Source organism: Duganella dendranthematis (assembly GCF_012849375.1).
GTDB classification, from domain to species: Bacteria; Pseudomonadota; Gammaproteobacteria; order Burkholderiales; family Burkholderiaceae_D; genus Rugamonas; species Rugamonas dendranthematis.
The window spans coordinates 1,885,879-1,911,427 of record NZ_CP051684.1 but is presented as its reverse complement, the minus strand read 5'-3'; the positions used below and the strand labels follow the sequence as shown (position 1 = coordinate 1,911,427).

Genomic DNA, 25,549 nt, shown 5'->3' with positions numbered 1-25,549 from the left:
AAACATGGGTGCAGTAGATAAGCAGGTGTCGCAGGCGCCGATCACGGCGCGCACGCCGATGGTGGCCTTGCTGGGCAATCCAAATTGCGGCAAGACCGCCTTGTTCAACCGGCTGACCGGCGCGCGCCAGAAAGTGGCCAACTACGCCGGCGTGACGATCGAACGCAAGGAAGGCGCGTTCACCACCACCGCCGGCAACGCCTTCCGCGTGCTGGACTTGCCGGGCGCTTACAGCCTGAACGCCCACACGCCGGACGAGGAAATCACCCGTGACGTGGTGGCCGGCCTGCGCAAGGGCGACGCCGCGCCGGACGTGGTGGTGTGCGTGGTCAACGCCACCAACCTGCGCCTGAACCTGCGCCTGGTATTGGAAATCAAACGACTCGGCCTGCCGATGATCCTGGCGCTGAATATGGTGGACGTGGCCAAGAAGCGCGGCGTCATCATCGACGCCGACCGCCTGGCGCAGGAACTGGGCATGACGGTGGTGGAAACCGTGGCGGTGCAGGCGGGCGGCGAGAAGTCGCTGCTGCGCGCGCTGGACCAGATGCTGCCACTGGCGGTCGGCACGCCGCAGCCACTGTCGGCCATCGACGCCGTCAGCGTGGAAGACACGCAGCGCGAAGTGCGCCGCATCCTCGACCTGACCGTCAAGGCGCCGGCCGCCACCGACGATGCGCTGTCCGAGAAGCTGGACAACGTAGTGCTCCACCCCGTGCTCGGCCCGATCATTCTGGCGGTGCTGATGTTCCTGGTGTTCCAGGCGGTGTTCACCTGGGCCACGCCGGTAATGGACCTGATCAAGGACAGCGTCGACCAGCTGGGCGCCGTGGTGCGCGAGGCGATGCCGGACGGCGTGCTGCGCGGCCTGCTGGTGGACGGCATATTGAGTGGCGCCGGCAGCGTACTGGTGTTCCTGCCGCAGATTCTGATCTTGTTCTTCTTTATTCTTGTGCTGGAAGACTGCGGCTACCTGCCGCGCGCGGCCTTCCTGCTGGACCGCCTGATGGGCGGCGTCGGCCTGTCGGGCCGCGCCTTCATTCCGCTGCTGTCCAGCTTTGCCTGCGCGATTCCGGGCGTGATGGCGGCGCGCACGATTCAGAATCCGCGCGACCGCCTGGTCACCATCATGATCGCGCCGCTGATGACGTGCTCGGCGCGGCTGCCGGTGTATGCGCTGATCATCGCCGCCTTCATTCCCGAGCGCGAAGTGTACGGTTTCCTCAGCCTGCAAGGGCTGGTGCTGTTCGTGCTGTACTTCGCCGGCATCTTCTCGGCGATGGCGGTGGCTTACTTCTTCAAGCGCACGCTGGGCGCCAACCAGCAGCAGCCGCTGATGCTGGAACTGCCGGCTTACCACTGGCCGCATTTGCAGAACCTGGCGCTGGGCCTGTGGGAGCGCGCCAAGATCTTCCTGACCCGCGTCGGCACCGTGATTTTGACGCTGATGGTGCTGCTGTGGTTCCTGAGCTCCTTCCCGGGCGCACCGGAAGGCGCGACCCATCCGCCGATCTACTACAGCCTGGCCGGCCTGCTGGGCCGCGGCCTCGAATATATTTTTGCGCCGATCGGCTTTAACTGGCAGATCTGCATCGCGCTGGTGCCGGGTCTGGCTGCGCGGGAAGTGGCGGTCGGCGCGCTGGGCACGGTGTACGCGCTGTCGCAGAGCGGCGAGGCGCTGGCGCAGTCGCTGGAGCCGATCATCTCGGCCTCGTGGACCTTGCCGACCGCGTTGTCGCTGCTGGCCTGGTACGTGTTTGCGCCGCAGTGTCTGTCGACGCTGTCGGTGGTGCGGCGCGAGACCGGCAGCACCCGTTACGCGCTGCTGATGGCCGGCTATATGTTCGCGCTGGCGTACATCGCATCGTTCCTGACTTACCGGATTTCGCTGGCGCTCCTGGGAGGCTAATATGTGGCAAGAGATGACTGTGGCGTTGATCGTGGCGGCAGCGCTGCTGCATTTCAGCACCAAGTACCTGCCGGTGGCGTGGCGCCGGCGGATTGTCTACACGCTGGGCAAGCGCGGTTTCAACGAGACCAGGCTGGCCAGGTTCTTCAAGACGCAGGGCGGCGGCGGTTGCGGCGATGACGGCGACGGCGGCTGCTCCAGCTGCGGCTCGTGCGACACCACGCCGACCAAGACCAACACTACCAGCGGCGCAGCGCAACAGCGCGTGATCAAGCTGCACGTGCAGCGCTAAGCCCGTCCCACCTGCGGCGGCGCAAAGCCGCCCACATCACACCTTTGGGCTGATCATTGGTCCGGAACCACTGCAACATGTGATATGTCTAATCAGCTGGTGCAAAAGCCAGTTCTGAGGAGGCATGGCGTTATGTTGGACAAAAGTAAAATTATCCTGCCGACTCCGGAAGAGTCGGCCATCATCACTGCGGCGGCACTGTCCGATCCGGACGCGCAGCCTTTGACCGAGGAAGAGCTGGCACAATTCCGGCCATGGCGGGCGCGCTTGTTGGCGCCGCCGGGTCCGCCGACCGTGACGCTGACGATGGCGTTTGATGCCGCCACTATCGCGGCTTTCCAGCGGCAGGGCGATGACTGGCAGCAGGGCATTAATGCCGTGCTGCGCGAATGGGCGATCCGGCGCGGTTACGTGCCGTTCCCCAAATAAGACTCAGCCGCAGTAAGGATCGAACGACTCGGCTTGCGCCATCGGCCAGTATTGGCCAAATACCGGCGGCAGGCGCGACAGCTGGCTCGGGTCCAGCAGTTCGCCTTTCTCCAGGTACGGCAGCAAGGCCGAGGCCAGCTTGACCTGGTTTTCCGAGATGCGCCGCACCAGGTGGCGCGGCCGCAGTTGCGATGGATGCGTCATGCCGGCGGCGGCGATCAGCTGCGCCAGCGCTTCCATGGTGTTCTTGTGGAAGCTGGCCACGCGCTGGATTTTGTCCGGCACCACCAGCGCGCGCTGGCGCCCCGGGTCCTGGGTCGCCACGCCGGTCGGGCAGCGGTCGGTATGGCAGCTTTGCGACTGGATGCAGCCCAGCGCAAACATGAAGCCGCGCGCCGAGTTGCACCAGTCCGCCCCCAGCGCCAGCGTGCGGGCGATGTCGAACGCGGTGATGATCTTGCCCGAGGCGCCGATCTTGATCTTGTCGCGCAGGTTGGCGCCGACCAGCGTGTTATGCACCAGCAGCAGGCCTTCCTGCAGCGGCGTGCCGACGTGGTCGGTAAATTCCAGCGGCGCGGCGCCGGTGCCGCCTTCGCCGCCATCGACCACGATGAAATCCGGTACGATGCCGGTCGCCAGCATGGCCTTGACGATGCCGAAAAATTCCCAAGGGTGACCGATCGCCAGCTTGAAGCCGGTCGGCTTGCCGCCCGACAGATTGCGCAGGCGGTCGATGAATTCCAGCATTTCAATCGGCGTGCTGAAGGCCGAGTGGCGCGATGGCGAGATGCAGTCGCGGCCGACCGGCACGCCGCGCGTCTGGGCGATTTCGATGGTGACCTTGGCGCCCGGCAGCACGCCGCCATGGCCCGGCTTGGCGCCTTGCGACATCTTCAGCTCAATCATCTTGACCTGCGGCGCGCTGGCGTTGGCGACGAAGCGTTCCTCCGAAAAGGTGCCGTCGTCGTTGCGGCAGCCGAAGTAACCGGAGCCGATTTCCCACACCAGGTCGCCCCCGTTCTGGCGGTGGTAGGGACTGATGCTGCCTTCGCCGGTGTCGTGCATGAAGCCGCCCTGCTTGGCGCCGCCGTTCAGTGCCAGGATGGCGTTGGCCGACAGCGCGCCAAAGCTCATGGCCGAGATGTTGAACACGCTGGCCGAGTAGGGCTGGGCGCGCGGGCAGTCCGGGTGGTTGCCGATCTCGATGCGGAAGTTGGGATCTTGTTCCGGCGCCGGCGCGATCGAGTGGTTGATCCATTCGTAGCCGGGGCGTAGACGTCGAGCTGGGTGCCGAACGGGCGCTTGTCGCTGTCCTGCTTGGCGCGCTGGTAGACGATGCTGCGCTGGTTGCGCGAAAACGGTTCGGCCACCGTGTCATCTTCCAGCAGATATTGGCGGATTTCGGGGCGGATCGATTCGAAAAAGAAACGGAAGTGCGCCAGGATCGGGTAGTTGCGGCGCAGCGCGCGCCGGGTTTGCAGCAGGTCGCTGATACCGACGACGGTCAGCGCGGCTGCGACGGCGGTAATTTCCCACGGCGCCTTTAACGCCAGCGAGGCCAGCAGGGTGATGATCGATGCGTTGAAGGCGAGATAACGTGGTGACAGCAAATTCATGAATACTCCGGCGGCGGCTGTGGAGCTGTCGAGTGTACTGCTGTTTCTCGTAGGAATCCATCCCGATCAGGGGGAGGCCCGTGTCGGCGCGGTTAGTGCTAAGCTAGCGGCGTTACGGCGCACGGCCGTTCTTTTTTCTCGGGATAAGTCACATGATCGTCGTTCATCACTTGAATAATTCGCGCTCGCAGCGGGTGTTGTGGTTGCTGGAGGAACTGGGCCTGGAGTACGAGATCGTGCGCTACCAGCGCGATCCGAAGACCATGCTGGCGCCGCCGGAATTGAAGAAGATCCATCCGCTGGGCAAGTCGCCGGTGATCAGCGATAACGGCGTCGTCGTGGCCGAGTCTGGCGCGATCGCCGAATACCTGATCGACACCTATGGCAATGGTCGCCTGATCCCGCCGGCCGGGACCGAAGAGCGCCGTCGCTGGACCTATTTCCTGCACTACGCGGAAGGCTCGGCAATGGCGCCGCTGCTGATGAAGCTGATCTTCGACCGGGTCGAGACCAGTCCGGCGCCGTTCTTCGTCAAGCCGATCGCGCGCGGCATTGCGCAGAAGGTCAAGGGCAGCTACATCCTGCCGCAGATTGCCACCCACCTGGATTACCTCGAAGCCGAGTTGGGCAAGAGTGAATGGTTCGCCGGCAGCGAGTTCACGGCCGCCGACATTCAGATGAGCTTCCCGCTGGAAGCCGCCTCCGCGCGCGGCGGCCTGGACGAGTCGCGTCCCAAGCTGGCAGCCTTCCTGAAACGCATCCACAGCCGCCCGGCCTTCCAGCGCGCCCTCGAACGCGGCGGTCCATATGAACTGCTGAAGTAAGCTTCTTGATGCGGCGCATGCCGCCGCATCAGTCCAGTCGGGTAGAATGGCGGCTTGATCAAAGCCCGGATGAAGTTGAACATGGGTAGACTCCTTGCCATCGACGGCCTCAATATTGTGCGCCGCGTCTACGAAGCCAGTCCCGAACCTGATAGCCCCGAAAAGGCCGACATCGCGCTGCGCCACGCGCTGTCTTCGCTGCGCACGCTGGTCAACGACCACGAACCCTCCCACCTGTTGCCGGCCTTTGATTTCGGCGGCAACACCTGGCGCCACGATTTGTACGCCGGCTACCGCGAAGGCCGCGCGCCGATGCCGTCGCCGCTGCGCGAGGCGCTGCCGGCCTTCTACGACAAGCTGCGCGGCTTCGGTATGCACGTGGTGTCGGTGCCCGAAGTCGAGGCCGACGATGTGATCGGCACCGTGGTGCTGCGCTGGCTGGCCGAGGGCCGCGGCGAAGCCACCATCGCCTCTACCGACAAAGACCTGCATGGCCTGATCGCCCATGGCGCCCGCGTGTGGGACCATTTCAAGAGCGAATGGCACGACCACGCCTGGGTCGAAAAGAAGTGGGGCGTGCCGGCCGAGCAGCTGCCGGACCTGCTGGCGCTGATGGGCGATGTCACCGATTCGATCCCCGGCGTGTCCAAAGTGGGCGTCAAAACCGCCGCCAAACTGTTGCGTACATACGGCACTCTGGACGCCATCATGGCCGGCGCGGGGATTCTTAAAGATTCCTTGGGGGAAACGCTACGAAAAGAACGTGAAATGCTGTATCTTTCTCGACAACTGGTGGCGTTGAAAACGGACGTGCGGGTTGGCGTTACGTGGAACATGCTGGCCTGGTCCCATTTATAACAAGGTTTGCAAGATGTTAAAAGCAGTCATTATCGACCCTAGCGCCGTGGCGCGCGGCCTGCTCAACACGGTGCTGCTGGACGGCGGCTACGACGTGGTCGGCGCGACCCACACCTGCGCCAGCGCCATGGTGCAACTGATCAAGCACCACCCGCACATTGTGTGCGTGGCCCGCGAGCAGATTGAAAAAGAGGATGAGGCGATTCGCGAAATCCGCACCAACTGGCCGAAGACCTTGATCTTCATGGTGTCCAGCGAGCTGGATGCGGCCACTATTCAGGCGGCGCATGCGATGGGCGTGAGCGGCTTTATCGTCAAGCCGTTCAAGGCCGATACGGTGCTGAATACGATACGGAATGTGGTGATCGCGATGGTCAAGCGCCAGCGCGCGGCGATGGAAAAAGCTGCCGGCGATACTCCGCCGGCGGAGGGCGGAGAGCCAGCTGCTCCTTAAACCCGGGGCCTGCGGCCGTCAGGGGTCTGACCCCGTGCGGGGTCAGACCCCGCGTGCGGGTTCAGGCAATGATGCCACCGCCCAGGCAGACGTCGCCGTCATACAGTACGGCCGACTGGCCGGGCGTGACGGCCCACTGGGCTTCCATGAACTTCAACGCGAAATCCGATGCGCCTTCCGGCGCGATTTCGCACGCTACATCGGCCTGGCGATAGCGGGTCTTGGCTGACAGCGCACGCGCTTCTGGCGCCTCGCCCGCCACCCAGCTGGCCTGGTCGGCGCGCAGCGCCGGCGACAGCAGCCACGGATGGTCATGGCCCTGCACGATGTACAGCACGTTGTTGACGATATCCTTCTTCGCCACATACCAGGCATCGCTGCTGCCATCCGGATTCTTGTACTCCTTCATGCCGCCGACGCCGATGCCCTTGCGCTGGCCGAGCGTGTAGAACGACAGGCCCACGTGCTCGCCCACCACCTTGCCCTCCGGCGTCATCATCGGGCCCGGTTTGTACGACAGGTAGCGGTTCAGGAACTCGCGGAACGGCCGCTCGCCGATGAAGCAGATGCCGGTCGAATCCTTCTTGGCCGCATTCGGCAGCTTGAGTTTCTCGGCGATCTTGCGCACTTCGGTTTTCGGGATTTCGCCCAGCGGGAACAGCGTCTTCGACAACTGCGCTTGGTTTAAACGGTGCAGGAAGTAGCTCTGGTCCTTGGTGTGATCGATTGCCTTCAGCAGCTCGCTCTTACCGCCGTCGTGGCGCACGCGCGCATAGTGGCCGGTGGCGATCAGATCCGCGCCCAGCGTCATCGCGTGGTCGAGGAAGGCCTTGAATTTGATTTCGGCGTTGCACAGCACATCCGGGTTCGGCGTGCGGCCGGCCTGGTATTCGCGCAGGAAGTCGGCGAACACGCGGTCCTTGTATTCGCTGGCGAAGTTGACCGCTTCGATATCCACGCCCACCACATCGGCCACCGAGGCGGCGTCGATCCAGTCCTGGCGCGTCGAGCAGTATTCGGAGTCGTCATCGTCTTCCCAGTTCTTCATGAACAGGCCGACCACGTCGTAACCCTGTTCCTTCAGCAGCCACGCCGAGACCGAGGAATCCACCCCGCCCGACATGCCGATGACGACTCTTTTTTTGCCCGACCCGTTACTCATTACTTATCCATTCGCAGTGCTAATCGCTTCCTTGTAGACGGAAGCATGTGTTTGTACCAGTTCCAGGGGGCGCGGCGGCCCTCCAGATATTCGTCGACGCATTGCAGCACCGTCGGGCTGCGGTGACGGTCGGCGCAGGCGGCCAGTTCGTCGCGCGTCAGCCACATGGTGCGCAGGATGCCTTCGTCCAGCGGGCGGTCATGCTTTTCGCCGGGATAGCCGCAGAAGGTGAAGCGCAGATACGTCACTTCCTCGCCGGTGCGGTTGGAGGTGTAGCGCGACATATACATGCCCACCAGCGCGGTCGGCGTGAAGTCGTAGGCGGTTTCCTCCAGCGTTTCACGGATCACGGCCTGCTGTAGCGATTCATACGGGTCGAGATGACCGGCAGGCTGGTTGATGCGGATGCCATCGCTGGTCTCTTCTTCGATCAGCAAGAACTTGCCATCTTTTTCGACAATTGCGGCAACAGTAACAGAGGGTTTCCAGATACGCGGCATGAGTCATCCTTGAAAGAGCCGACATTTTAGCTTGTTCCGGGCTTTTGGTTTGCGCTGGAACAAATTTAGCGGGTAATTAATGACAAATAGTTATACTTGAATTGACGAAACCATTATGTATAAGGAATGCATTGTTCCTTATGATTGTGCCCAAATGAGGGGCGCTCCGCCCAAAGTTCCATGTTAGATTGTAGTCAGTTTATTAATCGAATGGAGGCACCATGAGAATAAGCGTACCGGCCGAAACACGGCCGGGGGAGACCCGGGTAGCAGCCACCCCGGAGACCGTCAAAAAACTTGCCGCGAAGCACCAGATCCTGGTGCAGGCCGGCGCCGGCCTGGCCGCCTCCGTCACCGACGACGCCTATGTTGCAGCTGGTGCACAAATCGTGCCTGCCAGCGAGGTCTGGTCGGCCGAAGTGATTCTCAAGGTGCGTGCCCCGAATGCCGAGGAACGGGCGCAGATCAAGCCGGGCACGGTGGTGATCGGCATGCTCAACCCCTTTGATGCAGACAACAACGCCGCCATGGCGGCGGCCGGGCTGCAGGCGTTTGCGCTGGAAGCCGTGCCGCGCATCACGCGCGCGCAGTCGATGGACGTGCTGTCGTCGCAGGCCAACATCGCCGGCTACAAGGCGGTGATGGTGGCGGCCAATCTGTATCAGCGCTTCATGCCGATGCTGATGACGGCGGCCGGCACGGTGAAGGCGGCGCGGGTGCTGATCATGGGCGTCGGCGTGGCCGGCTTGCAGGCGATTGCCACCGCCAAGCGTCTCGGCGCGGTGATCGAGGCGTCCGACGTGCGGCCGCCGGTCAAGGAGCAGGTGGAGTCGCTGGGCGCCAAGTTCATCGACGTGCCGTATCTGACCGACGAAGAGAAGCAAATCGCCCAGGGCGTGGGCGGCTACGCGCGGCCGATGCCAGCCGACTGGATGCGCCGCCAGTCCGAACTGGTGCACGAACGCGCCAAGCTGGCCGACATCATCATCACCACCGCGCTGATTCCGGGCCGTCCGGCGCCGGTGCTGATTTCCGAAGAAACGGTGAGGGCGATGAAACCGGGTTCCGTGATCGTCGACCTGGCCGTGTCGCAAGGCGGCAACTGCCCGCTGTCGGAGCTGAACAAAACGGTGGTCAAGCATGGTGTGCATATCGTCGGCGAGCCGGATCTGGCGACGCTGGTGGCGGCCGATGCTTCGGCGCTGTACGCGCGCAATGTGCTGGACTTCCTCAAGCTGATCATCGACAAGGAAGACAAGCTGGTGATTGACCGCGAGGACGAGATCATCAAGGCCACGCTGCTGAGCAGCGGCGGCGAATTGCTGCGCAAATAAACCGGGGAGACACTATGGAAGTCAGCCACACCATTATTAATCTGATTATTTTTGTCCTGGCCATTTACGTCGGCTACCACGTGGTCTGGACCGTGACGCCGGCGCTGCATACGCCGCTGATGGCGGTCACCAATGCGGTATCGGCCATCATCATCGTCGGCGCCATGCTGGCGGCCTCGCTCACCGAAGGACTGGTCGGGCAGATCGCCGGCACGGTGGCGGTGGCGCTGGCCGCCGTCAATGTATTCGGCGGATTCCTGGTCACGCAGCGCATGCTGGAGATGTTCAAGAAGAAGGAACCAAAAGCCAAACAAGGAGATAAAGCATGAGCTTCATCTCCATGAATCTGGTGACGATGCTGTACCTGATCGCATCGGTGTGCTTTATCCAGGCGCTGAAAGGCTTGTCGTCGCCGGCTACCGCGCGCACCGGCAATGCGTTCGGCATGTCGGGGATGGCGATTGCGTTTGTGACGACCATTGCGCTGATCCTCAAGCTGCAGTCGGAAGCTGCGGCTGCGGCAGCGGCGGGCCACGGCAGCGGCCTGGGACTGGGGCTGGTGGCGATCGGCGTGATCGTCGGCGGCGGCATCGGCGCGGTGCTGGCCAAGAAGGTCGAGATGACCAAGATGCCGGAGCTGGTGGCGGCGATGCACTCGCTGATTGGTCTGGCGGCGGTGTGTATCGCGGTGGCTGCGGTATCTGAGCCGCATGCGTTTGGCATTGTGCCGGCAGGCGAGCCGCTGCCGTTCGGTAATCGCATCGAGCTGTTTATCGGTACCTTCGTCGGCGCCATTACGTTCTCAGGTTCGGTGATCGCGTTCGGCAAGCTGTCGGGCAAATACAAATTCCGTTTGTTCCAGGGCGCGCCGGTCAGCTTTGCGGGCCAGCATTGGCTCAATCTGATCCTGGCGCTGCTGATGGTTGGCCTGGGTCTGGTGTTTGTGGCCGATAGCGGCAGCGCGCCGGCCTGGGTGCCGTTCCTGATCATGACCGCGATTGCGTTCGCGCTGGGCGTGTTGATCATCATCCCGATCGGCGGCGCCGATATGCCGGTGGTGGTGTCGATGCTGAACTCCTATTCCGGCTGGGCGGCGGCGGGCATCGGCTTTTCGCTGAATAACGCGATGCTGATCATCGCCGGTTCGTTGGTGGGATCGTCGGGCGCCATCCTGTCGTACATCATGTGTAAGGCCATGAACCGCTCGTTCTTCAATGTGATCCTGGGCGGCTTTGGCGGTGCGCCGGCGGAGGCGGGCGGCGGCGGCGCGCAGGAGCAGCGGCCGGTCAAGTCGGGTTCTGCGGATGATGCGGCGTTTATCCTGGCGAATGCGGAGAGCGTGATCATTGTGCCGGGCTACGGCCTGGCGGTGGCGCGCGCACAGCATGCGCTGAAGGAGCTGGTGGCCAAGCTGACCTACAACGGCGTCAACGTGAAGTATGCGATTCACCCGGTGGCGGGGCGCATGCCGGGGCATATGAACGTGCTGCTGGCGGAGGCCGAAGTGCCGTACGATCAGGTGTTCGAGATGGAGGATATCAATGGTGAATTCGGGCAGACCGACGTGGTGCTGATTTTGGGCGCCAACGACGTGGTCAACCCGGCCGCCAAGGACCCGAAATCGCCGATCGCCGGCATGCCGATCCTGGAGGCGTACAAGGCCAAGAGCATCATCGTCAACAAGCGTTCGATGGCGTCCGGCTATGCGGGTCTGGACAATGAGCTGTTCTACCAGCCCAACACGATGATGGTCTTCGGCGACGCCAAGAAGGTTATCGAGGATATGGTCAAGGCTGTCGAGTGATTCTGCGAAAACTGCTATGCATGATATTGGCGGCAGCATCGATGCAACTCGCATCCGCTGCCGATGCTGAAACGGCGACGCCGCACTTCCTGGATGGGAATTGGGAGGGGACGTTGAATTGGGCGCCGCCACCAACGGAGCACAATGAACCCGCAGGAATGAAAGTGCGGCTGCACCTTTATGGGGAAAAGGCAGAAGTTTTCACGCTGGGTGAGGATCGGCGTTGGAAAGAGATCAAGCCAGGAAAATTCAAGGCAGTTCAATATAATTTCGATGCCGTGATCTTTGCCATCGACTCATCGCAGGGCGATTGCTGGGACGAAACCTGGTCGTTTGCGACGGCCTTGGATAACTCGAACCGGCTGATCACGCGGTTCAGCCGCGTGGTGTCGAACGTCCGCTGCATGAAGCCGGACTACGAAAGTTTTGGCGCCCAGGCTGCTGGACTGATGACGCAGCAACCGGCGGAATCCGCATACACGGCTCACTGATCGATATCGTAAATCTTCTTCAGGAAGCCCTTGGCATCTGTATTGCCTTGTGCTGCCGCGCGGCGTAGCCATTGCTGCGCCAGTTGTGAATCGTTGGGCACGCCCAAGCCAAGACTGTAAGCGCGGCCTAGCCGCATCTGGCCCACGGCGTTGCCTTTTTCTGCGGATCGCCGGAGCATCGCTACCGCGTTCTCCGCCAAGTGCATGTGGTCTGGGGTAACTGCGTTGAGCATCAGCAGTCCCCAATCCGCCACGGCAGTCTGGTTTCCCTGTTCGATAGATTGCCTTAGGTACTTGGTGTATTCCTCGGCGGTGACATCCCCCGCATTACCGCTTTGATAGAGCATCGCCAGTCGTCGTTGCGCTTCGTCGTTGCCTTGATCTGCTGCGAGGCGTAGCCATTTTGCGGCCGCCGTGTAATCTTTTTTGACGACGACACCATCCTCGTACGCCGCGCCGAGTCGCATCTGTCCATAAGCATCGTCGGCTTGCGCTGCCTGCATATACAGGGAGAATGCCTTGGCTTTGTCGATGTCGACGCCTTGTCCCAATTCAAAATGCTTGCCCAGCCACGCGAGCGCGGTGTCGTCGTCCGCTTGCGCCGCGCGCTCGAACCAGATGTGGGCCTGGCGATAGTCCTGTGGCATGCCCTTGCCTTCTTCGTGCATGATGCCGACATTGAACAGTGCAGTGCTGTTGCCAGTAGCGGCAGACAACATATACCAGCGTCGCGCTTCGGTGTAATCCTGCTGCACGCCATAGCCGGAATCGTACATGTAACCCAGTGTGTTCTGAGCCCGAGAATCATGGGCTGCGGCGGAACGGCGCAGCCATTCGAGCGCTTGCTGGTAATCCTGCTTGGCGCAAGTGCCTTTGACGTAGCATTGTGCGAGATGAAACTGGGCCGATGCATTGCCTTGTTCGGCGGCCGCGCGATACAACTCGGCCGCGCGCTCAAGATTGACCGGCACGCCTTTCCCATACTGGTTCATCCAGCCTTGCTCTAATTGCGCTTCGGCGTTGTTGGCTGCTGCGGCCTTCGCAAACCATTGGTATGCCAGCAGGCTGTCCTGCTTCACACGCTTCCCCGCCTGATACAACTGACCAAGCTGCAATTGCGCCTCCACATTGCCTTGCTCCGCCAGCGCGGTGAGGTCGCGCACGACGACCGGCGCGAACGGATCAGCGGCAGCTGGCGGCCGTTCGGCCGCATTGGTCATGAAACAAAGGCTGATACTCAGGATGGCAATCAGATGTTTCATGGTGGTGAATGGTTTGGTTAGCGACGGCCGTACATCATCAGTTCGGCCAGCAGGCTGCGCGCGGGGCCGACCATGTCGATGGCGGCCAGCGAGAGGCCGAGCAGTCCTTGCAGTGGCGATTCGTTGGCGAAGACGCGGGCCATGGTGTCAGTCAGGCGCACCGTTGTGCTGCGGTCGCGCTGCCGTAGCTCGGTGTATTGCGCCAGCTTCTCCGGCGTGGCGCCTTGGGCCAGCAGGCGCGCCAGCACGGTGACGTCGCGCAGGCCAAGATTCAGGCCCTGGCCTGCCACCGGATGCAGCGTCTGCGCGGCGTTGCCGATGGTGACGGTGCGCGCGGTGCTGTGCGCTGCGGCGTTCAATCCCAACGGGAAGCCGAGGCGCGGCGTGGCGTGCGTGAAGCTGCCAACTCGGTCGCCAAAGGCCTGGCCCAGCGCCGACAGGAAGTCCTTGTCGTTCAACGCCATCAGCGCGTCGGCATTCTGCGGACGCACGCACCACACCAGCGAGTATTCGTCATTCTGTGGCAGCAGCGCCAGCGGGCCTTGTTCCGTGAAGCGTTCGTAGGCGCGGTGCGGCGGCGGGGTGCTGCTGCGCACCTGCGCGATGATGGCGGTTTGCTGGTAGTCGCGGTTGACGGCGCGCACCAGCTGCTCGTTAAACAGGCCGCCTTCGGCCTGCACCACGATGGCGGCGCGCAGCGTTTGCGGTGCGCCGTTGGCGTCCAGGATCAGGGTGACGGCGTCGCTTTGTTCATCCAGTGTCAGCACGCGCGCGGGGCGCAGCGAGACGATGCCGGCGCGTTCGCATTCGGCGCCCAAGGCGGTGACGATGGCGCCGTAGCGGGTGACGTAGCCCAGTGCCGGCAGGTCGTAGTCCTTGCGGTCGATCAGGCTGCGGCCGAATTGGCCGCGACGGGAGACGTGGATTTGTTCGATGGCGGTGGCGGCGGTCGGCCAGGCGCTGATCTCTTCGAGTATCTGCCGGCTGCCCCAGGACAGCGCTAGTGAGCGCGGGTCGGTGCTGGCTTGCGCCAGCGTCTTGGCGTCGATCAGGGCGATGCGGTGAGCAGGCACGCCGCGCTTGACCAGCAACGCCGCCAGCGCCATGCCGGCCGGCCCTGCGCCGCAGATGGCCATGTCGTAGTCGGGCGCCACGCTGGTCGGCGCTGCCACTGTCGCAGCAGCGATATCGGTGGTGCGGTTGCTGGTGTCTGTCATGGTTGCTGCATCAGTTGTTCTATCTCGTCCACGGTCTTGGGCGCGGCGGCGCTCAGGATGGTGTGGCCGTCGGCGGTCACCAGTACGTCGTCTTCGATGCGGATGCCGATGTTCCAGTATTCTTCCGGCACCCCGGCGGCCGGCCGCACGTAGATGCCCGGTTCCACCGTCACCACCATGCCCGCTTGCAGCGTGCGCGATGGCTTGTCGGCCAGCGTGACGTCGCGGTACTGGCCGACGTCGTGCACGTCCATGCCCAGCCAGTGGCCGGTGCCGTGCATGTAGAACTGCGTGTAGCGCTTGCCGGCGATGACGTCGTCCAATGTGCCGCTCAGCAGGCCCAGATCCAGCATGCCCTGCGCCATTACCTGCACCGCCGCTTCGTGCGCGCCGGCGTAGGGCAAGCCGGGGCCGATGGCCTTCAGCGCGGCGGCTTGCGCGGCAAGTACCAGTTCGTACAGGCGCTTTTGCGGCGCGCTGAAACGGCCGTTGACCGGGAAGGTGCGGGTGATGTCGGAGGCATAGCCATCCAGTTCGCATCCGGCGTCGATCAGTACCAGGTCGCCATCGCGCGATTGCGCGTTGTTGGCGCTGTAGTGCAGCACGCAGGCGTTCGCGCCGGCCGCCACGATGGAGTTATAGGCTGGTGCTTGCGCGCCATTGCGGCGGAATTCATACAGCAGCTCCGCTTCCAGTTCGTATTCGTGGACGCCGGCGCGGGCGGCGCGCATGGCGCGGATGTGCGCTTGTGCCGAGATGTTGGCGGCGCGCTGCATGATGGCCTGTTCGTGTGCGTCCTTCAGCAGACGCATGTCGTCCAGCAGCGGCAGCAGGTCGGCGGCGACGGCCGGCGCGGTGACGCCGGTGCGGGCCTTGGCGCGTACTGCGGACAGCCAGCCGGCCACGCGCGTGTCGAGCGTGCCGCCCAGCGCGTAGTACAGCGCCGGCGCATTCGACAGCAGCGCGGCCATGCGTTCGTCCAGCGCGTCGATGGTGTGGGCTTCGTCAAAGCCGAAGGCTGCGCGCGCGGCTTCCGGGCCGTAGCGGAAGCCTTCCCAGATTTCGCGTTCGAGGTTTTTTTCGCGGCAGAACAGGATGGCGCGCGCCGGCGTGTCGCCGTGTGCAGCGACCAGCACCACGGCCGCTTCCGGCTCGGTGAAGCCGGTCAGGTAATAGAAGTAGCTGTCGTGGCGATACAGGTATTCGCTGTCGGCGTTGCGCGTGACTTCGGGGGCTGTGTGCAGCACGGCCACGGCGCCGGCCGGCAGTTGCGCCAGCAGGCGCGCGCGCCGATCAGCGTAGCGGACCACGTCGGCGCCTGTGGTCATGGGCTGCATCACTGCCGGCCCTTGCCGGCCGCCGCCAGCGCGGCGCGCGGCGCGTTGAGCAGATCGAGCTGCTGCACCGTGCCGACGTTGTGCCATTCGCCTTCGTACACTTCGCCGCCCACCTGCTTCTTGTCGGCGTATTCGCGCAGCAGCGGGCCAAGCTTGGCATACTCGCCGGCGGCGATGCGGTCGAACATCTCCATGCGGTAGACGCCGATGTTCCCGAAGGTCCATTTCGGCGCACCGTCATTGGTCAGCGAGTACATGGTCAGGCCGAAGTCGCCGTCCGGATGCCAGTCTGGATTGGGCACCATGTACAGCCAGCAGATGTCGCGCTTGTCGGCCGGGTAGGGATTGCCCCACATGTCCTTGTCGTGCAAGACGTCCTTGACCTGCTCGAAGTCGAAGTAGGGCACGTAGATGTCGCCGGAGATGGCGACGAACGGTTCTTCGCCCAGCAGCGCGCGCGCCTGGGCGATGCCGCCGGCGGTTTCCAGCGCCTTTTCTTCGCGGGAGTACAGCAGCTTGGCGCCGAACTGGCTGCCGTCGCCGAGGGTCTGCTCAATCTGGTCGCCCAGGTGGGCGTGGTTGATGACGATCTCGGTGATGCCGGCCTTGACCAGGTTGAGGATGTGCCAGACGATTAGCGGCCGGCCGCGCACTTTGAGCAGCGGCTTGGGCGTGGTGTCGGTCAGTGGACGCATGCGTTCGCCGCGTCCGGCGGCGAAGATCATCGCTTTCATGCGCGCCGCCTCAGAAGGTGTAGCCGACTTGCGGCTGGCTGTCTTCCAGCAGGTCGAGCAGCCTGACCAGCGGACGCAGGTCCTTGTAGCGGCCGGCCGTCTTGCGCACGTAGTCCATCACGGTCGGCAGGTCGTCCAGGTATTGCGCCTTGCCGTCGCGGTAGTTGAGGCGGCAGAACAGACCGAGGATCTTCAGGTGGCGCTGCAGGCCCATGTACTCGAAGTCCTTGTAGAACGCGTCGATGTCCTGGTTGACCGGCAGGCCCAGCGAGCGGGCGTGCTGCCAGTAGCGGATCGCCCAGTCGAGCACCAGTTCTTCGTCCCACTGCACGTAGGCGTCGCGCAGCAGCGAGGCGAGGTCATAGGTCATCGGGCCGTACAGCGCGTCCTGGAAGTCCAGCACGCCGGGATTGTTGGCGTCCACCACCATCAGGTTGCGCGAGTGGAAGTCGCGGTGCACGAATACCTGCGCCTGGGCGGTGACGTTGGCCAGGATGGCGTCGAACACGGCTTGCAGCTCGGCGCTCTGCTTGTCGGTCAGCGTGGCTTTCAGGTGCTGGCCGATGTACCACTCGGGGAACAGGCTCATTTCGCGCTGCAGGAAGGCGCGGTCGTATTCCGGCAGCACGTCGGGACGGCTGGTGATCTGGAACTTGACCAGCGCTTCCAGCGCCTCGGCGTACATGGTCGAGGCGTTGTCGTGGGTCAGCGCCGACAGATAAGTGGTGTTGCCGAGGTCGGACAGCAGCATGAAGCCGGCTTCATAATCGGTGGCGACGATGCGCGGCACGGTGACCCCGGCGTGCGTGAGCATTTCGTCAACTTTGACGAAGCCCAGTACATTTTCGCGTTCGGGCGGAGCGTCCATGACGATCAGGGTCAGGCCCAGCGCCGCTTGTTGTTCGGGCAAGACGTTGACACGGAAGTAACGGCGGAAGCTGGCGTCGGCCGACGCCGGACGAATACTGTCGACATCGACCACCTTCAGGCCGCGCAGCCAGGTTGCCAACAGTGCCAGACGTGTATCGGAAGTTAAATTCTGTAATAAAGACATTGAAGCATGCCGAGGAAACCGGCGTCAGGTGAAGATTCCCATATAATAAGGGATTCAAATCAAAAAATCGCCTTTCATGGTGCTTGGTCCCTTCTTTTCATGACACGCATGCCCAAATTGCAGCGCTTGGCGTATGCCTTGTCCGCTATCTTCACTGTCTCGGCGTTGCCTTCGGTCGCCTATGCCCAGAGCGCGCCGCCCAAGCAGCGCGCGCCGCGCGTGGAAGACAAGGACGCCGTCACCATCGTCAAGGCCGAGGACCTCAGCGGCCGTCCAGAGCGGGAAGTCAACCTGGAACGGAATGCCGAGATCGTCAAGGACAAGACCAAGGTCAACGCCGATAGCGCCTGCTACCGGCAAGTCGAAAACGAGGTCGAGGCCAAGAGCAACGTCAAGATCTGGCGCTTCGGCGACTATTTCACCGGCGACGAGCTGAAGCTGAATATGGACAGCGGCAAGGGCTATATGCTCAACCCGACCTACAAGCTGGAAGCCAACCACGCGCAGGGCAAGGCCGAGCGCCTCGACTTCATCAACGAAGACGAGGCGGTGATCGTCAATGGCACCTACAGCACCTGCCAGGGTTTCGACCCGGACTGGTACCTGAAGTCGGACACGCTGAACCTCGATTCCGGCCGCGACGTCGGCACCGCCGGCAAGACGCTGATTTATTTCAAGGACGTGCCAATCCTGGGCACGCCGGCGATGTCGTTCTCGCTGTCGGGCGCGCGCCGCTCCGGCTGGCTGTCGCCGACGCCCGGCTTCGGTTCCAAGAACGGCGCCGAGCTGGTGGTGCCGTACTACGTCAACATCGCGCCAAACCGCGACCTGACGCTGTACCCGAAAGTGATTGCCAACCGCGGCATCCAGTTCGGCGCGCTGGGCCGCTACCTGGGCGAGACCGACGGCGGTTTCTACCGCGGCGAAACCTATCTCGAATTCATGCCGCATGACCGCGAGTATGCGCAGGCCAACCCGGATGAAAAGAGCGACCGTTGGATGGTGCGCTCGAGCCACACCCAGGACATCACCAAGCGGTGGGACTTCAGCTGGAACTTCAACGCGGCGTCGGACGACAACTATCCGAATGACTTTTCCAAGACCGTCACCAGCTCGACCGACCGGCAGCTGCTGCGCGAACTGCGCACCGACTACCACGGCGATTTCTGGACCCTGACCGCGCGCGTGCAGAAGTACCAGGTGCTGCAGGACCCGGAATCGGTGGTGGACCCGTCGCTGTTCGTGTCGCGCCCGTATGACCGCCTGCCGGCGATCAACTTCAACGCCGCGCAGTACGACGTGGCCGGCGGTTTCGACTGGGCCTTCAACGCCGAGCTGACCCGCTTCTACCACCCGACGCTGATCAACGGCACCCGACTGGTGGCGATTCCGCAGCTGAGCTACCCGATCATCGGACCGAGCTATTTCATCACGCCGAAGGTGATGCTCAACGCCGCCACCTACCAGCTTGACTCCTACCAGGGCGCCGGCGCCGAGAACCTGTCGCGCGCGGTGCCGACCTTCTCGCTGGACTCCGGCCTGGTGTTCGAGCGCGACATCAAGTGGGGCGGCAAGAGCATGACGCAGACGCTGGAGCCGCGCCTGTTCTATGTCAACACGCCATACCGCGACCAGAGCAAGTTCCCGACCTTCGACACCGATGCGGCCACCTTCAACTTCAGCCAGATCTTCAGCGAAAACCGCTTCGTCGGCTCGGACCGGATCGGCGACGCCAACCAGCTGACCGCCGCGCTGACCTCGCGCTTCCTGGACGCCAACGGCGCCGAAGCGCTACGCCTGGCGTTTGGCCAGCGCTTCTACTTCCGCGACCAGCGCGTGCAGCTCGATTCGTCGACGCCGGTGGGCGACAGCCGCTCCGACATCCTGCTGGCCGCCACCGGCCGCATCTCGGACACCTGGATGTTCGACAGCGCGGTGCAGTACAACCAGGGCGAGCGCCGTGTGGTGTCGGAAAGCTATACCGCGCAATGGATACCGGGGTCGAAGAAGGTGCTGAACCTGGGCTACCGCTACCTGCGCGACAGCTTCAAGAATATCGAGTTGTCGAGCCAGTGGCCGATCTTCCAGCGCTGGTATGGCGTCGGCCGCATCAGCTACTCGCTGCAGGGCAAGAAAATCCTGGAAAGCCTGGTCGGCCTCGAATATAACGCCGATTGCTGGGTGTTCCGCACCGGCGCGCAGCGCTTCGTGACCACCTCGACCAAAGCGTCGACCCAGATCTTCTTCCAGCTGGAGCTGAACGGCCTGTCGCACCTGGGCGTCGGCAGCCCGCTGGAGGCCATGAAGGCCAGCATTCCGGGCTATCAGCGCCTGAATGAGGGCTATGGCCGCTAACTCGATGTACACTTGGCGCCGCCGCGCAAAAAACGCGTCGGCGCCCCTTGTCTTTTTTACACCTGACTCTTGAGCGTTCTACCATGCGTAATGCCAGTAAGTACCAGATGAAAGTCCTCGCAGTCCTGTTGTGCACGGCCGCCTTGAGTGGTTGCAGCCTGTTCTCGTCGAAGAAGAAAACCGAGCCGGCGCCTGCGCCTGCTGCGGCCGCAACGGCAGCCTCGGCCGCCAACGCCGCGCCGGCCAAGCCTGCTGCCGACAAGAAAGACGGCGCCGGCTTCCTGCCGCCGGGTGAATCGGGCAATGTAGCCATCGATTCGATCGTGGTGGTGGTCAATGACGACGTCATTACCCAGCGCGAGCTGGCCAACCGCATCAAGACCGTGACCGCCCGCATGAAGGCGCAGAACGCGCAGATGCCGGACCCGGCCGACTTGCGTCGCCAGATGCTGGAGCGCATGATCGTCGAGCGTTCGCAACTGCAACTGGCCAAGGAAATGGGCGTGCGCGTCGACGACCTGCAACTCGACCGCGCCATTCAGCGCATCGCCGAAGCGCAGAAACTGTCGGTACAGCAGCTGCGCGACCAAATGGAAAAGGACGGTACGCCGTTCGCCTCGTTCCGCGAAGAGATTCGCGAAGAAATCATCATGCAGCGCCTGCGTGAACACGAAGTCGACGGCAAGATCCAGATTTCCGACGCCGAGGTGGACAGCTTCATCGCCGCCGAGAAAGCCGCCGCCGCCGAGCAGTTCGAGATCAACATCTCGCAGATCATGGTGCGCATCCCGGACAACGCGTCGGCCGAAGTGATCGCCCAGCGCCGCGCGCGCGCCGAAGAAGTGATGCGCCAGCTGCGCACCGGCGCCGACTTCGCCAAGATGGCCGCCACCTACTCGGACGCCAGCGATGCGTTGCAGGGCGGCGCGGTGGGCTGGCGCCAGCCTGAGCGCCTGCCGCCGGTGTTTGCCGAAGCGCTGGTCAAGCTGCAACCGGGCCAGGTGACGCCGATCATCAAGAGCGTGGGCGCGTTCCACATCCTGAAGGCGGTCGACCGCCGCAGCCTGGCCGACGCGCAAGCGGTGGCTGCGGTGCAGCAGACCCACGCCCGCCACATCCTGATCAAGGTGACGCCGACCATGAGCGCGGCCGACGCCAAGCGCAAGGCGCTGGAATTGAAGGAGCGCCTGGACAACGGGGCCGCCAAGTTTGAAGACCTGGCGCGCCTGGTGTCGCAAGACGGTTCGGCGGCCAAGGGCGGCGATCTGGGCTGGCTGCAACCGGGCGACGTCATGCCGGAATTCGAAACCGCGATGAATGCGCTGAAGATCGGCGAAGTGAGCCAGCCGGTGGAAACCAGCTTCGGTATCCACCTGATCGAAGTGCTGGAGCGCAAGACCGACGACCAGTCCAAGGAGCGCGAGCGTAACAATGCGCGCCAGGCGCTGCGTGAACGCAAGCTGGAAGACGCCACCGACAGCTGGCAGCGCGAAGTGCGCGACCGTGCCTACGTCGAGTACCGCAACGACGACGACAAAGCCGCCAACGCCAACGCCAACAAGTAAGTGAAACAGTAAGCAGAAAGGGGAGCACGCATGAGCGCCACTTCATCCAGACGGCGCCCGGGAGTGCGCCCCGCCATTGCGGTGACGGTCGGCGAGCCGGCCGGCATCGGGCCGGAAATCTCGCTGCGCGCGGCGTGGGCGCGGCGGCACGACGTCAATTGCGTGCTGCTCGGCGACGCCGCCTTCCTGGCCATGACGGCCGCCGATCTCGATCCGGCCATCCGTGTGTCGTCGCTGTCGTTGATGGCGGTACGCAACGGCGGCCTGCCGCACTTCGGCGCCGACCGCATCACCGTGATCGACGTGCCGCTCGACGCGCATGTCGTGCCCGGCAAGCTGGACAAGGTCAACGGCCGCGCCGTGCTGGCCACGCTGGACGCCGCCATCGAGGGCGTGCAGGCCGGCTGGTTCGAGGCGGTGGTCACCGCGCCGCTGCAAAAGAGCACCATCAACGACGCCGGCGTCAAATTCTCCGGCCATACCGAATACTTTGCCGACCAGACCTGCACGCCGCAGGTGGTGATGATGCTGGCTGGGCCGCAAGCCATTGAAGGCGAGCAGCACGGTCAGCCACTGCGCGTGGCGCTGGCCACCACCCACCTGCCGCTGAAGGATGTGGCGGCGGCGCTCAGCCAGGACGGCCTGGCGCGCATCCTGGACATCATCGACGCCGACCTGCGCGCCAAGTTCGGCATCGCCCAGCCGCGCATCCTGGTGTGCGGCCTGAACCCGCATGCGGGCGAGGGCGGCTACCTGGGACGCGAGGAAATCGAGATCATCACCCCGGCCATCGCGGCGGCGCAGGCGCGCGGCATCGATGCGCGCGGCCCGTATCCCGCCGACACGCTGTTCCAGCCGAAATACCTGAAAGACGCCGACTGCGTGCTGGCCATGTACCACGACCAGGGCTTGCCGGTGCTGAAATACGCCACCTTCGGCAACGGCGTCAACATCACGCTGGGGCTGCCGCTGATCCGCACCTCGGTCGACCACGGTACGGCGCTGGACCTGGCCGCGCAGGGCTTCGGCAAGGCCGACTGCGGCAGCATGGAACAGGCGATCAACACGGCGCTCGCCATGGCAAATCATTCTTTGGACAATAAAATATGAAACACGTAGCCCGCAAACGCTTCGGCCAGAACTTCCTGCATGACCAGCACGTGCTGGGCAGTATTACCGAGGCCATCGATCCACACGTCGACGACACCATGGTGGAAATCGGCCCCGGCCTGGCCGCCATGACCGACCAGCTGCTGCGCACGCTCAAGCACATGCATGTGGTCGAACTGGACCGTGACCTGGTGACGCGGCTGGAAAAAGCCTACCCGCGCAACAAGCTGACAGTGCATTCGGGCGACGCCCTGAAGTTCGACTTCAGCGCCATCCCGGTGCAAGGTGCGGCCGAGGGCAAGAAGCTGCGCATCGTCGGCAACCTGCCGTATAACATCTCCAGCCCGCTGCTGTTCCACCTGGCGACCTTTGCGCCGCTGGTGCAGGACCAGCACTTCATGCTGCAAAAAGAGGTGGTGGAACGGATGGTGGCGCCGCCGGGCAGCAAGGTGTATGGCCGGCTGTCGGTGATGCTGCAATGGCGCTATGACATGTCGCTGCTGTTCGTGGTGCCGCCGGAAGCGTTCGATCCGCCGCCGCGCGTGGAGTCGGCCATCGTGCGCATGATTCCGGTCGCCAAGCCGCTGGCTTGCGACGGCCCGACCTTGGAGGCGGTGGTGCTGAAAGCCTTCTCGCAGCGCCGCAAGGTGATCCGCAACTGCCTGGCTGGCATGTTCACCGAAGAGCAGATCATCGAAGCCGGCATCAATCCGACCGACCGCCCGGAAACCGTGGGCCTGGCGCAGTACGTCGCGCTGGCGAATCTGTTGAAGTAACAGCAAGCGGCACCGCAGCAACCCGCACACCACTGCGGCCAGGGTCGGACCCCGTACGGGGTCCGACCCTTTTGTTTGGGGTAAAAAAAAGCCCGCTAAAGCTAGCGGGCTTAAATCCATTTCCTTTGCAAGAAGTGGAGGAGACAAGTGCAGTATGGTGCGTCGCGCCATATCACGCCACTTTATTTTCCGAATATCAATTATTTTGATATCGCATATCTCCTCGTCACTACCCTGCGCCGCTGTTCGGCGGCGCAGCTTGCTTCTTACTGGCAGGTCAACACCAGGTTGGTCACGGCGGCGTCGTGCATGACGCCGGTGCCGTTGGTCAGCGTGCAAGTCAGGCCGTTGGTTGGCGGCACGATGGTGACGCCGTAAGCCTGGCCGTCGGCCACAAAGGTGCCGAAGCTGAAGTCGCCGCTCGGGGTCAGCGTGCTGGCGGTGGTGGAGGTGGCGGCGACGCCGCTGGTCAGCACGGCGGTACCGCCGGTCGAGCCGTTCAGCAGGGTCACGGTGCGCGCGGTGCCGTCGGCAGCCGGGGTGATGCCGCTGTACTGGCCGCCCAGCGAGTAGCTGTTCTGGGTGCAGGACACCAGCGCCTGGATGGCGACGTTGTAGCCGGCCGAGCCGGTGGCGCCCGAGACCGCGCAGGTCATGTGGTCAGGCTGCTTGATGATGGTGATGTTGTAGTCGGTGCCGTAGCTGATCTGCTTGGTGAAGGCGAAGCTGGTGGCGCCGGACGCCACGCTCAGCTGCTCGCCGCCGTTGCCCAGGATCAGGCCGCTGTTGTTCAGGCTGCTGATCGAACCCTGTACGGTGAACTGCTGCTTGCCGCCGCAAGCGGCGATGGTGGCCACCACGGCCAGCGCCGCAACGGCGCGTACTAACGAAAATTTCATGTATTTCTCCAAAGATTAGAACGGCGGCAGCTTATTTGCAGGTTACGCCCAGGCCCAGCTGGTCGGCGTTCGGCATCGTGCCCGGATTCAGCGTCGAGTCGACGGTGCAGGTCTGGCCGGTTGGCTGGGTCAGCACGGTGACGCCATACTGGGCAGTATTGCCGACCTTGGTTGGGAAGGTGAACTTGACGTCGGCGCCGCCGGCTGGCAGTACGGCGGTGGTGTCGGCGCCGTTGGCCAGCACCAGGCCGGTGGTGGTCAGGCCTTTGACGGTGCCGCCCAGGACGTAAGGGTTGGCGACACACGCAATGGTGACATAGTAGACGGTATAGACGCTGGCAGTGCCGGTGTTGGCCGACGGCGTGCAGACTGCGCCGGCTGGCGAGGTGGCGACTTCGACGTCGAATTTCTCGTCGACGGCCAGCAGTTTGGTGAAAATGAAGCTGGTGGCGCCGGCATCGATGGTGACTTTTTCACCATTGCCGTTGTTGACCAGCGTCAGACCGGTAATGGTCGCTCCGGTAGGGCTGTAAGTAATAGTGCCGGACAGTGCCAAGCTGCCATTATTGCCGCCGCACGAGCTCAGGATAACGGCACACAGCAGGGCGAAACCCGCACGCAGAAACGAACTTTTCATAAAACTCTCTCTCCAAAACGAATAGGGACCGGCAGCACGCACGGGAGGCAGCATATTACACTTGTGCGGCGTATTTTAGTGCATTTGGTAATACAGCCCATGCAAATGGATGTAACAGCGTGTGTCCCTGGCGGCTGGCCTTACAATATGCGTGTTTGCCATTTTCCCTCGCCATCATGACGCCACGCCGCCCGCTTGCCCTGCTGTTCGATCTGGACGATACCCTGTGGCCGATCGGTCCGGTCATTCTGGCCGCCGAAGTCAGCTGGCACGCCTGGCTGGCCGAGCATGCGCCGCGCGTCGCCGAAGCCTTCAGCGTGGCCGAGCTGCGGGTGCGTCGCATGGCGCTGCTGGAGCGCCGGCCCGCGCTGGTGGCCGACCTGTACCAGCTGCGGCGCGAGGCGCTGGCCGAGGTGTTTGCCGAAACCGGCGAAGACCCGGCCCATATCGAAGGCTCGATGCAGCACTTCGCCGTCCAGCGCAACATGGTGGCGCCGTACGCCGACGTGCTGCCGGTGCTGCCGCTGTTGCAGGGCATGCTGCGGCTGGGCGTGATCACCAATGGCAACGCCGACCTTGAAGTGATCGGCATGGACCACCATTTCGAGTACACGCTGTCGTCCTCGCAGTTCGGCCGCGCCAAGCCCGATCCCGGCATTTTCCATGCCGCCTGCGCGGCGATGGGGGTGGCGCCGCAGGATGCGGTCTACGTCGGCGACGACCTGCGGCTGGACGTGCAGGGGGCGCAAGCGGCCGGGCTGCGCGCAGTGTGGATGAATCGTCACGGCAGCCAGGCGCATCTGGAAGCGGGCGTCACGCCGGACGCCATTTGCGCCACGTTTGACGAGCTGCTGGCCTGGATTCATGGGCAGATGCAGCATAGCCGTGCATAATAGGCACAACTCTTACCTGTAATCACTGAAAATCAGC

General features: G+C 63.5%; 23 protein-coding genes and 2 pseudogenes. 15 read left to right on the top strand and 10 right to left on the bottom strand.

Annotation, left to right across the window (positions count from 1 at the left end):
- Positions 1-4 precede the first annotated feature (4 nt).
- The 3 genes from feoB (at position 5) to HH213_RS08880 (ending at position 2,630) form a co-directional block, all read left to right on the top strand.
- A complete protein-coding gene (feoB, locus tag HH213_RS08890; protein WP_169112023.1) occupies positions 5-1,909 on the top strand; it encodes a ferrous iron transporter B in 1,905 nt (634 codons plus the stop codon).
- Position 1,910: 1 nt separating this feature from the next.
- Positions 1,911-2,201 carry a DUF6587 family protein gene (locus HH213_RS08885; RefSeq protein WP_169112022.1) on the top strand — a complete coding sequence of 97 codons (291 nt, stop codon included), beginning with the start codon at positions 1,911-1,913 and terminating at the stop codon, positions 2,199-2,201.
- Between the two features lie 132 nt (positions 2,202-2,333).
- Positions 2,334-2,630 (top strand): BrnA antitoxin family protein, encoded by a 297-nt coding sequence (locus tag HH213_RS08880; protein ID WP_169112021.1) that lies wholly within the window; start codon positions 2,334-2,336, stop codon positions 2,628-2,630.
- A gap of 3 nt (positions 2,631-2,633) precedes the next feature.
- Here HH213_RS08880 and HH213_RS08875 read toward each other — a convergent pair.
- A pseudogene (locus HH213_RS08875) lies at positions 2,634-4,246 on the bottom strand (FMN-binding glutamate synthase family protein).
- A gap of 152 nt (positions 4,247-4,398) precedes the next feature.
- On the opposite strand from HH213_RS08875, the gene HH213_RS08870 reads away from it, so the two are divergent.
- From HH213_RS08870 to HH213_RS08860, 3 genes are all read left to right on the top strand, one after another.
- Entirely contained in the window at positions 4,399-5,070 is a 672-nt protein-coding gene (locus HH213_RS08870) for a glutathione S-transferase (RefSeq protein ID WP_110845519.1), read from the top strand.
- 81 nt (positions 5,071-5,151) lie between these two features.
- Positions 5,152-5,928 carry a 5'-3' exonuclease gene (locus tag HH213_RS08865; protein ID WP_110845703.1) on the top strand — a complete coding sequence of 259 codons (777 nt, stop codon included), beginning with the start codon at positions 5,152-5,154 and terminating at the stop codon, positions 5,926-5,928.
- 13 nt (positions 5,929-5,941) lie between these two features.
- On the top strand, positions 5,942-6,382 hold the full coding sequence (locus tag HH213_RS08860; RefSeq protein WP_169112020.1) for a response regulator: 441 nt from the start codon (positions 5,942-5,944) through the stop codon (positions 6,380-6,382).
- A gap of 61 nt (positions 6,383-6,443) precedes the next feature.
- Here the strand turns inward: HH213_RS08860 and mnmA are convergent, their stop codons facing one another.
- Complete coding sequence (gene mnmA, locus HH213_RS08855; protein ID WP_169112019.1) at positions 6,444-7,544, bottom strand: tRNA 2-thiouridine(34) synthase MnmA; 1,101 nt, start codon at positions 7,542-7,544, stop codon at positions 6,444-6,446.
- Between the two features lie 3 nt (positions 7,545-7,547).
- Positions 7,548-8,044: pseudogene (locus HH213_RS08850) on the bottom strand (NUDIX hydrolase).
- 221 nt (positions 8,045-8,265) lie between these two features.
- Between HH213_RS08850 and HH213_RS08845 the strand changes: the two are divergent.
- Genes HH213_RS08845 through HH213_RS08830 form a run of 4 tightly spaced genes read left to right on the top strand, consistent with a single transcriptional unit; the run spans position 8,266 to position 11,673 of the window.
- Positions 8,266-9,378 carry a Re/Si-specific NAD(P)(+) transhydrogenase subunit alpha gene (locus tag HH213_RS08845; RefSeq protein WP_169112018.1) on the top strand — a complete coding sequence of 371 codons (1,113 nt, stop codon included), beginning with the start codon at positions 8,266-8,268 and terminating at the stop codon, positions 9,376-9,378.
- A gap of 14 nt (positions 9,379-9,392) precedes the next feature.
- On the top strand, positions 9,393-9,707 hold the full coding sequence (locus HH213_RS08840; protein WP_110845514.1) for an NAD(P) transhydrogenase subunit alpha part 2: 315 nt from the start codon (positions 9,393-9,395) through the stop codon (positions 9,705-9,707).
- Positions 9,704-11,182 (top strand): NAD(P)(+) transhydrogenase (Re/Si-specific) subunit beta, encoded by a 1,479-nt coding sequence (locus HH213_RS08835; RefSeq protein ID WP_169112017.1) that lies wholly within the window; start codon positions 9,704-9,706, stop codon positions 11,180-11,182. Before HH213_RS08840 ends, HH213_RS08835 begins: the two co-directional genes overlap by 4 nt.
- Positions 11,183-11,223: 41 nt before the next feature.
- Complete coding sequence (locus HH213_RS08830; RefSeq protein ID WP_169112016.1) at positions 11,224-11,673, top strand: hypothetical protein; 450 nt, start codon at positions 11,224-11,226, stop codon at positions 11,671-11,673.
- Here HH213_RS08830 and HH213_RS08825 read toward each other — a convergent pair.
- From HH213_RS08825 to HH213_RS08805, 5 genes are all read right to left on the bottom strand, one after another.
- Positions 11,667-12,935, bottom strand: coding sequence for an SEL1-like repeat protein (locus tag HH213_RS08825; protein WP_169112015.1), 1,269 nt, complete (start codon positions 12,933-12,935; stop codon positions 11,667-11,669). The genes HH213_RS08830 and HH213_RS08825 overlap by 7 nt on opposite strands.
- Positions 12,936-12,952: 17 nt before the next feature.
- Positions 12,953-14,071: an FAD-dependent monooxygenase gene (locus HH213_RS08820; protein WP_229263456.1), complete on the bottom strand. Its 1,119-nt coding sequence runs from the start codon at positions 14,069-14,071 to the stop codon at positions 12,953-12,955.
- Between the two features lie 77 nt (positions 14,072-14,148).
- Positions 14,149-15,489, bottom strand: coding sequence for a Xaa-Pro aminopeptidase (gene pepP, locus HH213_RS08815; protein ID WP_169112013.1), 1,341 nt, complete (start codon positions 15,487-15,489; stop codon positions 14,149-14,151).
- Positions 15,489-16,223 (bottom strand): N-acetylmuramate alpha-1-phosphate uridylyltransferase MurU, encoded by a 735-nt coding sequence (gene murU / locus HH213_RS08810; RefSeq protein ID WP_169112012.1) that lies wholly within the window; start codon positions 16,221-16,223, stop codon positions 15,489-15,491. Before murU ends, pepP begins: the two co-directional genes overlap by 1 nt.
- 10 nt (positions 16,224-16,233) lie before the next feature.
- Positions 16,234-17,277, bottom strand: a complete 1,044-nt coding sequence (locus tag HH213_RS08805) for an aminoglycoside phosphotransferase family protein (protein WP_110845508.1) — start codon at positions 17,275-17,277, stop codon at positions 16,234-16,236.
- Between the two features lie 108 nt (positions 17,278-17,385).
- Here HH213_RS08805 and HH213_RS08800 point away from each other — a divergent pair, with 108 nt between their 5' ends.
- The 4 genes from HH213_RS08800 (at position 17,386) to rsmA (ending at position 23,083) form a co-directional block, all read left to right on the top strand.
- Positions 17,386-19,632, top strand: coding sequence for an LPS-assembly protein LptD (locus HH213_RS08800; protein WP_229263359.1), 2,247 nt, complete (start codon positions 17,386-17,388; stop codon positions 19,630-19,632).
- Positions 19,633-19,715: 83 nt separating this feature from the next.
- The gene (locus HH213_RS08795; protein ID WP_229260863.1) at positions 19,716-21,197 is read left to right on the top strand and encodes a peptidylprolyl isomerase; all 1,482 of its coding nucleotides are present in this window, start codon (positions 19,716-19,718) and stop codon (positions 21,195-21,197) included.
- Between the two features lie 30 nt (positions 21,198-21,227).
- Entirely contained in the window at positions 21,228-22,307 is a 1,080-nt protein-coding gene (pdxA, locus tag HH213_RS08790) for a 4-hydroxythreonine-4-phosphate dehydrogenase PdxA (RefSeq protein WP_169112011.1), read from the top strand.
- Entirely contained in the window at positions 22,304-23,083 is a 780-nt protein-coding gene (gene rsmA / locus HH213_RS08785; RefSeq protein ID WP_169112010.1) for a 16S rRNA (adenine(1518)-N(6)/adenine(1519)-N(6))-dimethyltransferase RsmA, read from the top strand. Before pdxA ends, rsmA begins: the two co-directional genes overlap by 4 nt.
- Positions 23,084-23,349: 266 nt before the next feature.
- Here rsmA and HH213_RS08780 read toward each other — a convergent pair whose 3' ends face one another.
- On the bottom strand, positions 23,350-23,982 hold the full coding sequence (locus HH213_RS08780; protein WP_110845504.1) for a hypothetical protein: 633 nt from the start codon (positions 23,980-23,982) through the stop codon (positions 23,350-23,352).
- A 31-nt stretch (positions 23,983-24,013) separates the two neighbouring features.
- Positions 24,014-24,619, bottom strand: a complete 606-nt coding sequence (locus tag HH213_RS08775; RefSeq protein WP_110845503.1) for a hypothetical protein — start codon at positions 24,617-24,619, stop codon at positions 24,014-24,016.
- Positions 24,620-24,795: 176 nt separating this feature from the next.
- Here HH213_RS08775 and HH213_RS08770 point away from each other — a divergent pair, with 176 nt between their 5' ends.
- Complete coding sequence (locus HH213_RS08770) at positions 24,796-25,512, top strand: HAD family hydrolase (protein WP_169115049.1); 717 nt, start codon at positions 24,796-24,798, stop codon at positions 25,510-25,512.
- Positions 25,513-25,549 lie beyond the last annotated feature (37 nt).